The sequence below is a fragment of the Kitasatospora sp. NPDC087314 genome (assembly GCF_044744365.1).
Lineage (GTDB): Bacteria > Actinomycetota > Actinomycetes > Streptomycetales > Streptomycetaceae > Kitasatospora.
Map to the genome: position 1 here is coordinate 123,439 of NZ_JBIUYE010000005.1, position 11,930 is coordinate 135,368.

Sequence of the window (11,930 nt, forward strand, 5' to 3'; positions counted from 1 at the left end):
CTCCTAGTCGAGGGCACGGATCAGCTGAACCTGGGCGTAGACCGAGCCGCCGCCGGACGTGCGCTGGGCCTCGACCGCGACCCGGTATTCGTCGCCGATGCGGATCGTGGCGGGCAGCTGGACGGTGACATCCAGCGGCAGGCCGGCGGCAACCGGCGTGCCCAAGGGGGTGCCGTTGACGCTGATTCGGACGTTTCCGGCGGTGCCGACGGAGACGGATGTAGCGGCCGCGATCCGCAGTTTCCGTTTCCAGGCGATGTTGCGGCTGGCCGCGATGGCGGTGTACGTGGCGGCGGTGGTCTGCGGCCATCGGCTGGTGTCGACGTCCACCGGTGCGAGGAGAGCATCAGCCGCGGACATGTCCGGCTGCCGGGCCCGCAGTTGGGCGATTTCGGCGGCGAGCTCTCCCAGTCTGCGGGCGAACGACGCGGCGTCCCGGGGCAGCTGGTCCAACCGGACGGTCACTGGTCCTCCAGGAGAATCGGTCGGATCCGGTCAGCCGTTGGGTCGAGTTCCCAGGCGTAGGCGCGGGCGACGGTCTCGGCGCCCTGTGGGTGGCGGGGCGAGGAGGCGACGGCGATGCGGACGCTGTCGCCGAGGCCCCAGGTGCTGCCGAGCCGCGGTGCCCGGGAGGCGACGGCGGTGACGGACCAGGCGCGGCTGCCGGTGCCCATCAGGGCGAGCGCCACGGCGGCATGCCGCTCCAACTGGTCCACGGACGTGATGCCCTGAGCGGGGGTCCATCGGTGTTCCCACAGTGGCCAGCCGGCGGCCATCAGGGCGTCGGCGGTGTGGGTGGTACTGGTGGCGCGTACGCCATCGGATCGGTCGCCGCGGGCGGTGACGCTCGTGGCGCCGCGGCCGCGTTCGTACGACTCAATCAACCGGTACTCACTCATGCAGCCTGGCATGTCGAAGACCGCCTCGGGGGTTGGGTCCTGGACACCGATCGTCGGCCGGATCCGCAGCACGAACTGGAACCGCGTCTGCGCGGTGTCCGCCCAGACCGTGTCCACGGTCCACTCCGGGGCGCCCTGCATCGCGCTGATCTCCTGCAGGTAGGAGAGGATCGTTCGGTCGTCGGTGTCGATGGCGGTGTAGTCGATCAGGGTGCCGCTGGTAGCGGTGTCGAGGACGATCGGCATGCCGCCGGACAGCGCCGGAGCAGCGAGCGCGGCCATGACGCTGGTCTGGTCTAGGCCAAGTGCCGTGTAATCCCCGGGGTACCTGCGGTCGAGGTAACACTCGATCGAAGCGACGCCAAGGTGCGCGGTCGTCGCGGAACCGCCCTCGCGAGTCAGGTTTGCCCCTGCCCAAACCGGCCAGCCAGTGGCGGTGTCCACCGCGACCATCACCGTACGGCCCGGATCCAGAGCGGCCTCCCAGCCGAGCGGAGCGCCTGCCAGCGCGAGGGACAGGCTCGCGGATGTCTGTGCGCCGAGACGCCGCTGCAAAGACTGCTCGGTCCGGACGGCCCGCAGCTCCTCGGCGATCACGCCGGTGCGCAAGTCACACCCGTACCAGGTGAGTTCGACCGCGCTCATGCGATCTCGTACGCCATCGTGGCTGAGATCGAGTTGTTGGTCGCCCAGGTCGTCGGCTGTCCGGGCCCGATCAGCACGCCGGGAGCTGAGGACTGCAAGAGCAGCAGCTTGTTGGCGAAGCCGACGTTCGACTGGCACAACGCCAGGGCGGCGTACCCGACGCCGACGGAGAGGTAGGAGGATCCCGCGAATCCTTCTGAGGGGTCCGTTGCCGCGGCTTGGTTGAACGGCAGTGTCCATGACCAGGTGCCAGTGGTGCCGCCCTGGTTGGTGGTCGACCCGATCTTCATGAAGATTTGTACCGTGCAGAGCCGGCCGACCAGGCTGTACCTGCCTTTGAGGATGCCGTTTCCGATGGACGGGACGCTGCTGCTGCCCCAGGTCGGCGTATAGGTCACCCAGTCGCCCTGAGCCATCCAGATGCTGCCGTTCCAGGTCTCCAGCTGTCCGCGAACAGTGTTGTAGCGGGTCTGGCCGGCATAGGTGCCGTTGGCGGCGATGTCGGCTGCGAGGCTGACTGGCAGGATCCCACCGGGGGCGACGGTGATCTGGCGCACCGCGCTGGACACCGTGGCGGCGCCGGTGCCGCCACCGCCGGTGGACGGCACGGTGATGGTGGCCAGCGGGATGTAGATTTCGGTCGCGCCCGGTGCCGGTGCCACCGGCGTCGCCGAAGCCGTTCCGGGCAGCAAGATTATGTCGGCCTTGCGGAAGCCGGAGGCGTCCACGCTCGTGTCCCAGACCCGCAGGTACACGAGGTCGATGCGGGAGAACGAGGCGCTCGCGGCGGCGAGGGTGCCTGGGCTGCTGGCGGGCAGCTGGGCCCGGTACAGGCCCTGGCCTGAGCGCCAGAGGGTGGCGGTGCCAGCGGAGACGTTGACGGTGGTCCCGCTGAGGGTGACCGTCAGACCCGGGTCGCCCGGCCGGATCCCGGGGCGCGCGCCGAGTGATGTTCCGTCCGACATGGCGAGCGTCAGGTCCATCTTGCGGAGCTCGGTCTCGTCGTAGGGCAGCGTTGGGAGCCAGAGCGGATCGGTGGGCACGGGGCGGCTCCTTACATCCAGGCGGATCGGACGGTTGCGGTCAGTAGGGCGGCCGGGTCGGATCCGGCGGAGTTCCACAGCACGGTGACGCCCTGGCCTGCGGGTATCTCGGGCCACGGGCCGGACAGGTAACGGCGGCGGCCGACCGTGCCGTTGAGGACGGCGGTGTGGGCGTCGGTGTCGATGACGAGGGTGTCGCCGACACCGAGGGTGTCCGTGTAGGCGAGCTGACGGACGGTGCCGTCGGGGTACTGCACGAGGATGTTGAAGCCGGGTACCGGGCCGACGGCGGCGAACACCGGGCGGGCGCCGATCGTCCCCTCGTTGGACAGGGTGAGGGTGCCGGAGCTGCTGCCGGCTGTGATGGTCAGCGGCAGCGTGATTGGCAGGACGACGCCTCCGGTCGAGACGGGCAACCCGGTGGATGCGGACTGCAGGACGGTCGAGTAGCGGCGCGGGTCGGCGGAGGTCAGCAGCATCGACCACCGGGCGACCGTGTCCGTCTCGTACTCCAGCAGCACCTCGCCCGAGCGCCGGACCATGGCCTGCTTGGGGACGCTCTCTGTCACGACCAGGGGGGTGTCCGTGAGTGCGGCCGCCGCGTACAGCTGCTCGGCGGCCGCATCCAGAGTGGCCAGATCGGGGGCGGTGATGGTGCCGGCCAGGGTGATAGTCCGCATGCCCAGGCATGTCGGGCCGGCCCAGGACCCGTGGTCGGCCTCCCGGTCGCTGTACTGGGTGCGGACTGCGGGGCCGGACCATCCCTTCAGGCCGTCCTTCGCGACGGTCCAGGCGACTCCGGCCGCGTCGACCTGGCCGAGAACGAGCGCGCCGAGCGTGATCTGGCGGCCGCCGAGGAGCTGCCCGGGGACGTAGCCCACTGGCCACCCCCTTTCAGGCGATGAAGTTCAAGTGCCGTGTAAGGTCGGCGAGTTGCTCCTCGGGCGACTGGCGGGCGCCGTAGAGGTTGACGGTGGTGGTGCGGTGCGCGGCCTGAGGTGCGGCGGCCGCCGCACCGGCGACCTGCCGGGCCGGGATGAGCTCGCCGGCCGTCGGGCGCGCTGGGATGAGCTGCTGGCCGAACATGCCGGCGACCTGGCCGAGGATCCGCATGCTGCGGTCGCGCTTGGCCTGCGCGAGCGGGATGTACGCCTCGCCGCCGGTCTCCGGCTCCGCCCACAACCTCATCGCGCCGGCCGGGGCGATCTGAGCGACATGCCGCTCCGCCCCGTCTGCGAACGCGGTGACGCCGCCGTTCGCGTATCCGGTGATGCCGCCGTCAGCCCAGCCGACGGGGATGTGCCGGTCCGCGTAGTCGGCGTTGTAGCGGACGTTGACGTTGACGGTCCGGTCCTGGATGCCGTTGATGACCTGCTGGATTCGGGCGGATCCGTTCACCGCGTCGGATGATGGCACGGTGATCTTGACGTCTTTGCCGCCGGGTAGTTGCTCGACGGTGTAGCCGATGGACTGCAGGTCCCGGATGGCGTCCTGACTCGGCGCCCGGACCGTGATGCTCTTGCCAGGCGGGACGTCCTCGACCCTGGACTTGACCTCCTGCAGGTCCCGGATGGTTTGCAGTGCGCCCGGATCGGTGACCTTGGTCTCTTTCGCTGCGGGCAGCTGGGCATACGCGGAGGTCAGACTGTCGATCTGCTCCTTGGTGAAGCCGGCCTGCTTCATGACGCCCTTGAGGGCCTCAATATCCTGGCCGAGCACGATGATGGCCTGCTCGCTCGACCCCGTCTGCTTCATCACCGCCTCGGCGTGGGCCTGGGCGGCGCCTGCAGCGTCGAGGAACGCTGACTTGACGTTTCGGCCCTTCTCGGTGGTGATGTCGAGACTCTTGCCGTTCTCCTTGATCTTGTCTTTGAGGTCGGAGAGCGACGACTGCATGCTGATCGCCGCCTTCGCGGCGGAGATGTTCATGCCGTTGAGGTTGTTCAGCGAGTCGTTGAGTTTCTCGACCTCGGACCGGGTGTCGGATAGATCCTTGGCGGTCACCTTCGCGGAGTCGCCGAGCTTGCCGGTGCTGTCAGCCGCGCTGCCGGTCGCCTCCGCCTCCCGTTTGGCCGCCTCGACGCTCTGCGTGATCTGCGGGCTGAGCCCGTTGAGGGCCTGGTCGACCTTGACGAGGCTTTTCGACCAGTCGTCGTTGCCGCCGCCGGCCTCCGCCGCAGCCTGGGCCTGGGCCTGGGCTTCGTCTCGCATCGGTCCGAGCTGATCACGGACACGCTGGATTGCGGACGCGTTGCCGAGGATGGCCTCGGTCAGATCCGCGGTGCTGATGCCGAGCGACTGGGACGCCTTGAGGACGCCGTCGGTCTCCAGACGGTGTGCCAACCAGGCCTTGACGTTGGCCCCGACCGCGTTGCTGTCCGCCTTGACGGCTTCGGTCAGGGACTCCTGCTCCTGCTTGGCGCCGTGCGAGGCCAGCCCGAACACCGCCAGCGCCGCAGTGGCGACGCCGAGGATGGCACCGAACGGGCCGCCGAGAAACCCGACCGCGCCGGAGGCTGCTGATGCCAGCCTGGGCATCGTCTCCGCGAGTGTGGCGACGGATGCCCGGAATGCGACGATCTTCGGCAGGGCCAACATCAGGCCGCCGACCACGATCGTGAGCGCGCCGCCGATGCCGAGAATCGCGGCGGCGGACGTCTGCAACCACGGAGGCAGATCTGAGTAGGCGTTGACCAGCTTGGTGACCCACTGGACCATGTCACGGAGCACGGCGTTGGCCGCGGTCCCGCCGTTGATCAGAGCGACCTCCAAGGAGCCCTTGAGCTGCTCGACGTCGCCAGCCAGGTTGTCCATCTGGGTCGCGGCCATGCGGGACGCGGCGCCAGAGTCGTTGACGGCGGCCCGGTACTTGTCGACACCATCGGCGCCCAGCTCGTACAGGATCGTCGCCGCCCTGACGGAGTCCGATCCGAAGATCGTCGCCATCGCCGCGTTGCGGGCCTCGGGAGTGAGGTTCGAGAACGAGGACTTGAGATTCCCGGCGAGCTTGGTCAGGCCGACGAAGTTGCCGCCCGCGTCGTAGGCGCTGAACCCGAGCTTGTTCATGATGCCGAGGGCCTCGTCGCTCTGCGGGACGAGTCGCTGCAGCATGACCTTTAGGGAAGTGCCGGCGTCCGACCCGATGAGCGCGTGGTCGGCGAAGGCGGAGAGCGCGCCCACCGTGTCCTCCAGGCTGAGCCCGGTCTGGTGGGCCAGCAGGCCGCCCATGCGCAGGGACTCACCGAGCCCGTGGACGTCGGCGGCGCTCTTGTTGGCGCCGGCGGCGAGGACGTCGGCAATGTGCTCGACATCCCGGCCCTTGAGGCCGAATGTATTCATCGCCTGCGCCGAAATGGTGGCAGCTTCGGCGAGGTCGAGCTGGCCGGCCGCCGCGAGCGACAGGGACCCGTGCAGGGCGCCCCCGAGGATGTCGGCAACGCTGACACCAGCCCGGGCGAGTTCGCCTTCGGCGTCGGCGGCCTGGCTGGCACTGTACGCGGTGTCGCGGCCGGCCACGATCGCCGCTGTCCGCAGCTGGCTCAGCTGCAAGGTCGATGCGTCGGCGACCGCCGCCACACCGGACATCGACTTTTCGAAATGGGCGGCGGTCAGCGAGGCTGCGGCGAACGCACCGAGCATCAGCAGTCCGGTGGTGCGGACGGTGCTGAACGCGGTCTCGGCCCGCTCGCCAGCGGTCGCCACGCGGGACAGCGCCCCGGCCTGGGCAGTCGCGGAGGACGTGGTGGACGCGGCGAGCGCGCCCTGCTGGGCCATCACCGCCTCGCCTGCGGCCAGGCGCATCGCCAGGGACGACCGGATGCCGGCCGCAGAGGCGGCGGTGGCCTCCGACATGCGCGTCTCGGCCGACACCACCGACGTGGCGGCGCCCTGCGCGGCTGCGGCCATCTCGCCCATAGCGCGCGAGGAGATCGCCGCGGCCGAGGCGAACGTGGCGGGGACTTCCTCGGCCGCCACGGCGAGTCGGCCCATGCTCGCAGTGGTCGCGGTGACGGCCTCCTGCGTGGCCCGGCTGGACGCCCGCGCCACAGTGGTAGTGCGCTCGAACGAGGCCTGCTCGGTGGCGGCCGCCCGCTGCACGGCGTTCTGCTGCTCGGCAGCCGAGGCCACCGCGGCCTGGGCGAGCCGCCGGAAGTCCTGCTCCGACTGGACCGTGCTCCGGCGGGCACCGGCGTTGTCCAGGTTGAGGCGGACGTTGACGACGCGGTCAGCCATGGCGCGTCACCTCCGATGCCGTACGTGGATGTGGGCGCCGCCGAGGTCGCCGCCGTCCTTCTGGAACTGCGTGGAGCGTTGGTGTGCGGTGGTGCAGGCGTGGCAGCGGATGACCTCTGCCGTCCACGCGTTCTCGGCGTCCGCGTCGGTCGATTCGGTGAGTGGCTGGCCGCAGCCCCGGCATGTGTCCTCCTCGACGGTGAGGAGGGCGAGCGCCCACGCCCGGTCGGAGTCCGTCCACAGGGGCTCGCCCGCACCGACCACCCGGCCGAGGAACACTGACCGGGGCACGCCCCAGGCCCGGGCAGCCTCTACTTCTCGCCGGTTGGGGAGGCGGCGGTCGCGGAGGCGAGCAGCGAGAAAGGGACCTGCTGGGCCGCCTTCGTGTTGAGGTCCCAGACCGTGTTGAGCAGGGCTTCCTGCTGGCCGTGGTTGAGCCGTTTGGCCAGCCGCTGGTACTGGTCGACGGTCATGGCCGGTTCGACCGCGCACGCGGCGACGGCAGCCGGTCCGAAGGTCTTCGGGTCGAAGGCCTGGACGCCGGTGCCCGGGTGGGCGGCGATCAGGTCGGACCAGGCCTCGTCGCCGAGGGCGCGCAGGCGGAACTCGACCGTGTGCTCGGCCATCTCGGCGCGGAGTTCCTCCATGCGGGCGGCAATGTCGACTCGCGGGCCGCCGGCCAGGGACTGGCCGACCAGGGCAGCGGCGTCCGAGAGCTGGCGCTCCAGCGCCTCGTAGTCGCCGAGCAGGTCGCCGGCCAGACACAGCGGCACCCGGGCCTCGCGCAGCGTGGCGCCCGCGATGATGTCCTCGATGTCCTGGGGCATCAGGCGACCGTCGCGTTGGTGGCCGGCTCGGTGGGGACGAACATCGGAACGCTGTACTTCATGACCTCGTTCGGGGCGGTCGCCTTGTTCTGACGCTCACCACAGACGGTCGGGTACACCTCGACCTGCTGGCCGGATGCCCACGCGGTCGTGTAGTCGACGGCGCGGCGCACGACCATGAAGCCGCGCGCGCCCTTGACGAGAGTGCCGTAGGCGAGATCCTCCGGGGCGGTGTTGCCCCGCTTGAGCGTCAGCTCGTTGGTGAACTTGACGCGGCCGGCCTCCTCCGTGTCGAAGGTGGAGGCGAGGGAGCTGGTGTTGACCGCGGCGGTGGCCGGGTCGGTCTTCAGTCCGTCCGGGGTGATGCGAACGGTGATGTCCATGGCGGCAGTGAGTTCTGCCGCAGTCGGGGCGTTGATGTTGGCGATGGACGTAGCCCAGGCCACCCGGACCTTGCCATCACCGATGACGTCAGACATGAGCCCTCCTGGGCATACAGAAGCCCGGCCAAGTGGCGGGGCACGTTGGTGGAGCTGGTCAGATGCGGAGCGCGGCGGCCGTCACGGTGGCGGTCGCCGAGTAGCCGATGGCAGCGAGGCCGTCGGTGGCGCCGGCGAACAGGTCCGCGGTGAGCGGGCCGATCATGCGCTCGCCGGAGGCGGGGACGGAGACGGTCGGCGAGGTGACGGCCTGGCCGCGCACGCTGCCGGTGGCGGTCAGCGTCACGGTGATGCTGCTGGCGGAGGCGTTCTTCACGTGGATGAACGTGCGCTCGCCGCAACTGACCTTGTCGCCGGACGCTCCGGCTGCGGTGTAGGTGGGGGTGAGGCCGGCAATGGAGACGACCTGGGGTGTCAGGGTGGCCATGGGGCCCTCCTCTATGCGGGTATGGATCGGAGTCGGTACTGGACCGGCTGGTGGTAGAGGGGCGGGGTGACGTCGTTGTCGCGCTGGAGCGGCGGCCCGCCGAGTTCCTCGGGGCGCCAGGTGGCGCGGCCGTCCACGGCCAGTGAGGCGGAGAGCGCCGTGCGGGTCCGGTCGGCCGTGCCGAGGGCGCCGTCGGGGGTGGTGGCCACGCAGGTGACCTGCAAGAGCAGGTCGAGGACGGTGCGGTCGTCGGCAATCGACGCGGCGCCGGACGCCCCGGGCCCCGGGTAGAGCACGACGTAGGCCTTGGGCAGCGGCGCGGGCCCGGCCGGCGCGCCGCCGAGATACACCGTCAACCCAGCGGCCGCCAGCGCGGCCTGGACGGCGGTGATGTGTGGCAGGGTGGCGGGCGTGGTCACAGCAGGTCCCGGGCGAGCTGCTCAACTGCGGTCAGGAACCGGGGCTCCTCGGCCAGCAGCGCGCGCCCGCCATCGTTGTGGCCGCCCTGCCGCGAGGTGCCGTACTCCAGGATGTTGCCGAGTGGCCCCTGCGGGCCGGCCTTGTCCGGGCCGATGACCGCGCTCGCACCCAACGGTGTGACCTCAAGGTCGTAGCCGATGGAGGCGGGGTAGTGCGGCGCGTACCGGCCGCTGGAAGCTCGGGCGTTCTGTTGCCAGTCGCGTTTGATGTTGAGCGCGCCCCGGGAGACGACGGCCCTGGCCTGCCGGTCCAGCGTGGCGCCGGCGCGGGCGAGTTCGGCGGCGAATGCCTCCAGGCCGCTCACGTCCACGGTCATGAGCGGTCCTCCACTCCGAGGTGCCACGCGGTAGCAGTCGACGACTCTCCGACCGACGTCACCCACAACGTCATGCCAGCCAGCCGTGGGTCCGGTGAGGCATCCACGATCAGCTGGTCGCCGGCCACCACCCGGTCCACCGCCAGCGGCATGGCGGACCACGGCAGCGCGACTTGGTAGCGACGCAGGACGACCTCGCGCTGCCCGGCCTGAACGTCCCGCTCCTGCACGACGTTCGGCTTCACCCTGGCCGGACCCTGGTAGAGGACCCGGGCGTCCGGCTGGCCGGTGGCGCCGGTCGCCGGGTCGTAAACGTCCTTGCCGGGGCGCACCAGGCGAACCGTGTCCAGCATCAGGGCCTCGTGAGCCACCCGGCCAGCGGCCAGCGCCGGACCTGGGTCGATCACGACGTCACCACCGGCGGCATGACGGGCGTGATGCTGAACGCCGAGGTACGGATCGGCCGGAGGGTGTCCAGTTCGTGCTCGGTGATGTACAGCTCCCCGGCCGAGCGAGCGCTGTCGACGGTGTAGGAGTAGTCATCGATCTGCTCGCTCCGCTTCCCGTCCGGGTTGCGGAGTACCCGCAGCACCATCGCGCTGCACACTGCGGTTGAAGCGGCGGTCGGCGTGGTGGCGTACCGGGGGAAGCGGTCGAGGATGACCGCGGTCGCGTCGTGCAGGAGGGCGGTGGCCTGGCGGGACTCGGTCGGCGTGAGGTCCCGCCCGAGCCGGTCCGCCAGGTCCGTGAGCGTCGCCAGGTCTGTCACCGCTTACTTCGGAGGGGTCTCGGCCGGGGCGTCCTTTACCTCGGCGACCTCGTAGTCGTCGGGCAGGGTGCGTAGGCGCTTGATGGTGGACTGGTCGGCGGTCTCGCAGGCGCCGTCCGTGAACTGAGCCCAGATGCCCTTGTCGTCCTGCAGGCTGAGCCCGGGATAGCGTGTGGTGGTGAACCGTGCCATGGCGGCGGTCTCCTTAGGTCAGGTCCTTGATGAGGCCGTGGTAAGCCTCAGCGCCGTACTCCAAGCCGATCTCGCCGTACAGCTGCCACTTCTCGGAGGCGCCGACCTTGGCGAGCTGCTCGGCGAACAGCAGGCCCTTACCGGGGATCTCCAGCCACACCGGGGCGCACACCGACAGGTCTACGATGGCGATCTGGCCGGTGGGCATCCAGCGGTCGAGCATCACGCCGAAGGTGCCGAAGTCGGTGACGAGGGTGTCGACCGCGACGCCGCCGACGTTGCGGGTCATGGTCGGCTGGTTGAGGGAGCCGGTGCCGTACAGGTTTGACAGGGCGACCTTCTGGCCGGGGCCGAGGAGGAACACCGTGCTGTCTTGCGGCATGCGGGCGCCGTTGCCGAACATGGTCTGCAGGGTGGTGTCGACGATGGCCTTGGATAGGGCCCGGCCGGTGCCGCCGTTGGCGTTGACGTTGGTTGCGATGGCGGTCAGCAGGCCGCGGGTCTTGCGGGCCGTCGAGTTGTTGGCCGGCTTTTGGTAGGTACCGGTCAGGAACGACATCTCGACGTCAACAGCCATCGACTCCAGCTCGACGCGGATCTGGTGGTCGAGCTCGTCGCCGACCGGGTTGTCGTCCTGGCCGATGTTGATGCCGGAGTACATGCCGGTCGCGGCCTGCCGGGTGTACGAGACCTCGACGGCGGACTGGTGGATCTCCACCACGTTGGAGACGTTGGAGCGCGAGCGGGCGACTGCGGTCGGGGCGGGGGCGCCCTCCACGACGGTGTTGTTCGCGGTGGAGGCGCGGCGGTCCTCGGTCTGCCACTCGAACTCGACGCTCCGGGTGCGCTTGCCGCCGGTCAGGCCGCCAATCGCGGACAGGAACGGGGTCTCGGTCGGGGTGACCTTGTACAGCTCACCGTGGTAGTTCGGCAGGTTGTAGGTCGTCCCCTGCCCGGAAACAGCGCCCATGAAGGGCTCCTCTCAGATGGGGCAGGCGACGGCCTGCCGTGCTACTTGCGGTTGGTCTGGAGTTCCCGCAGCTGGCGGGACTTGAGGGCGATCGACGCCTGGACGTCGCCGCGGGACTCGGCGTCGGAGATCTGCTGGGCCAGCGTGGGTGTGCTGTTCGGCCGGGCGCCCTGAGCGGGGTCGGGGGCCGGGGTGCGCGGCCCGGTCGGCCCGGCTGCGGCCCAGTGGGGCTTGCGCTCCAGGAGGGCGGTCAGGGCCTGCTCGATGGCGGTGGCGTCGATCTGGCCAGCGTCGTCGAGGAAGCCGCCGCCGAGGGCGTCGACGGCGTCCTGCGGGTCGGCGAACCGGCCGGTGGCCATGGCCTCGACCCGGGCGGCCACGGCCAGCCGGGTGGCGGCGGTGGCGCGGTCCTCCGCTGCGGCGAGGCGCTCGGTGAGCTTCTCGGTCTCGCTCTTCTGGGCATCCTCGATCTCGGCGAGCCGCTTCGCTGCGTCCGCGTTGGTCTTGGCCCGTGTCTCGTTCTCGCGGGACAGGCGCTTCCACTTCTCCGATTCGGCCTGCCAGTCCTTCGGGGCCGGCTCCGGGGCGTCGGGCGGCGTCGGCGGGTCGGCGGCCGGCGGCTCCGGAGTGGGTGGCGGGGTCGGGTCTGTGGGTGTGGACATGGTGGGCTCCCGTTGCGGGTGAAGTGG

16 protein-coding genes are annotated in these 11,930 nt (G+C 70.4%); all 16 read right to left on the minus strand.

Going from position 1 to position 11,930, the window contains the following annotated elements; all coding sequences use genetic code 11:
• Positions 1 to 3 precede the first annotated feature (3 nt).
• The 16 genes from ACIO5E_RS12460 to ACIO5E_RS12535 all read right to left on the minus strand — a co-directional run bounded on the left by ACIO5E_RS12460 (position 4) and on the right by ACIO5E_RS12535 (position 11,903).
• Complete coding sequence (locus ACIO5E_RS12460; RefSeq protein WP_400666503.1) at positions 4 to 465, minus strand: hypothetical protein; 462 nt, start codon at positions 463 to 465, stop codon at positions 4 to 6.
• Positions 462 to 1,544, minus strand: coding sequence for a hypothetical protein (locus ACIO5E_RS12465; protein WP_400666505.1), 1,083 nt, complete (start codon positions 1,542 to 1,544; stop codon positions 462 to 464). The genes ACIO5E_RS12460 and ACIO5E_RS12465 overlap by 4 nt, the downstream gene beginning before the upstream one ends.
• Positions 1,541 to 2,587 (minus strand): hypothetical protein, encoded by a 1,047-nt coding sequence (locus ACIO5E_RS12470; RefSeq protein WP_400666507.1) that lies wholly within the window; start codon positions 2,585 to 2,587, stop codon positions 1,541 to 1,543. The genes ACIO5E_RS12465 and ACIO5E_RS12470 overlap by 4 nt, the downstream gene beginning before the upstream one ends.
• 11 nt (positions 2,588 to 2,598) lie before the next feature.
• A complete protein-coding gene (locus ACIO5E_RS12475; RefSeq protein WP_400666509.1) occupies positions 2,599 to 3,468 on the minus strand; it encodes a hypothetical protein in 870 nt (289 codons plus the stop codon).
• A 13-nt stretch (positions 3,469 to 3,481) separates the two neighbouring features.
• Complete coding sequence (locus ACIO5E_RS12480; protein ID WP_400666512.1) at positions 3,482 to 6,715, minus strand: phage tail tape measure protein; 3,234 nt, start codon at positions 6,713 to 6,715, stop codon at positions 3,482 to 3,484.
• Between the two features lie 111 nt (positions 6,716 to 6,826).
• The gene (locus tag ACIO5E_RS12485) at positions 6,827 to 7,111 is read right to left on the minus strand and encodes a hypothetical protein (RefSeq protein WP_400666514.1); all 285 of its coding nucleotides are present in this window, start codon (positions 7,109 to 7,111) and stop codon (positions 6,827 to 6,829) included.
• Between the two features lie 20 nt (positions 7,112 to 7,131).
• Complete coding sequence (locus ACIO5E_RS12490) at positions 7,132 to 7,647, minus strand: hypothetical protein (RefSeq protein WP_400666516.1); 516 nt, start codon at positions 7,645 to 7,647, stop codon at positions 7,132 to 7,134.
• Entirely contained in the window at positions 7,647 to 8,126 is a 480-nt protein-coding gene (locus ACIO5E_RS12495; protein ID WP_400666518.1) for a hypothetical protein, read from the minus strand. Before ACIO5E_RS12495 ends, ACIO5E_RS12490 begins: the two co-directional genes overlap by 1 nt.
• Before the next feature lie 58 nt (positions 8,127 to 8,184).
• Positions 8,185 to 8,514, minus strand: a complete 330-nt coding sequence (locus ACIO5E_RS12500; protein ID WP_400666520.1) for a hypothetical protein — start codon at positions 8,512 to 8,514, stop codon at positions 8,185 to 8,187.
• Positions 8,515 to 8,525: 11 nt separating this feature from the next.
• A complete protein-coding gene (locus ACIO5E_RS12505; RefSeq protein ID WP_400666522.1) occupies positions 8,526 to 8,933 on the minus strand; it encodes a hypothetical protein in 408 nt (135 codons plus the stop codon).
• Positions 8,930 to 9,310: a hypothetical protein gene (locus ACIO5E_RS12510; protein ID WP_400666523.1), complete on the minus strand. Its 381-nt coding sequence runs from the start codon at positions 9,308 to 9,310 to the stop codon at positions 8,930 to 8,932. Before ACIO5E_RS12510 ends, ACIO5E_RS12505 begins: the two co-directional genes overlap by 4 nt.
• The gene (locus tag ACIO5E_RS12515; protein WP_400666525.1) at positions 9,307 to 9,717 is read right to left on the minus strand and encodes a DUF6093 family protein; all 411 of its coding nucleotides are present in this window, start codon (positions 9,715 to 9,717) and stop codon (positions 9,307 to 9,309) included. Before ACIO5E_RS12515 ends, ACIO5E_RS12510 begins: the two co-directional genes overlap by 4 nt.
• Positions 9,714 to 10,079 carry a Gp19/Gp15/Gp42 family protein gene (locus ACIO5E_RS12520; RefSeq protein ID WP_400666527.1) on the minus strand — a complete coding sequence of 122 codons (366 nt, stop codon included), beginning with the start codon at positions 10,077 to 10,079 and terminating at the stop codon, positions 9,714 to 9,716. The genes ACIO5E_RS12515 and ACIO5E_RS12520 overlap by 4 nt, the downstream gene beginning before the upstream one ends.
• Before the next feature lie 3 nt (positions 10,080 to 10,082).
• The gene (locus ACIO5E_RS12525; protein ID WP_400666529.1) at positions 10,083 to 10,271 is read right to left on the minus strand and encodes a hypothetical protein; all 189 of its coding nucleotides are present in this window, start codon (positions 10,269 to 10,271) and stop codon (positions 10,083 to 10,085) included.
• A 13-nt stretch (positions 10,272 to 10,284) separates the two neighbouring features.
• Entirely contained in the window at positions 10,285 to 11,241 is a 957-nt protein-coding gene (locus ACIO5E_RS12530) for a DUF5309 family protein (protein WP_400666531.1), read from the minus strand.
• Positions 11,242 to 11,282: 41 nt separating this feature from the next.
• Positions 11,283 to 11,903: a hypothetical protein gene (locus tag ACIO5E_RS12535; RefSeq protein ID WP_400666533.1), complete on the minus strand. Its 621-nt coding sequence runs from the start codon at positions 11,901 to 11,903 to the stop codon at positions 11,283 to 11,285.
• Positions 11,904 to 11,930: the final 27 nt, after the last annotated feature.

Bases quoted from the DNA above. Each gene is read 5' to 3' on its own strand.
- ACIO5E_RS12490 (WP_400666516.1), bottom strand. From the start codon at position 7,647: ATGCCCCAGGACATCGAGGACATCATCGCGGGCGCCACGCTGCGCGAG.
- ACIO5E_RS12525 (WP_400666529.1), bottom strand. From the start codon at position 10,271: ATGGCACGGTTCACCACCACACGCTATCCCGGGCTCAGCCTGCAGGAC.
- ACIO5E_RS12535 (WP_400666533.1), bottom strand. From the start codon at position 11,903: ATGTCCACACCCACAGACCCGACCCCGCCACCCACTCCGGAGCCGCCG.
- ACIO5E_RS12510 (WP_400666523.1), bottom strand. From the start codon at position 9,310: ATGACCGTGGACGTGAGCGGCCTGGAGGCATTCGCCGCCGAACTCGCC.
- ACIO5E_RS12465 (WP_400666505.1), bottom strand. From the start codon at position 1,544: ATGAGCGCGGTCGAACTCACCTGGTACGGGTGTGACTTGCGCACCGGC.
- ACIO5E_RS12495 (WP_400666518.1), bottom strand. From the start codon at position 8,126: ATGTCTGACGTCATCGGTGATGGCAAGGTCCGGGTGGCCTGGGCTACG.
- ACIO5E_RS12500 (WP_400666520.1), bottom strand. From the start codon at position 8,514: ATGGCCACCCTGACACCCCAGGTCGTCTCCATTGCCGGCCTCACCCCC.
- ACIO5E_RS12530 (WP_400666531.1), bottom strand. From the start codon at position 11,241: ATGGGCGCTGTTTCCGGGCAGGGGACGACCTACAACCTGCCGAACTAC.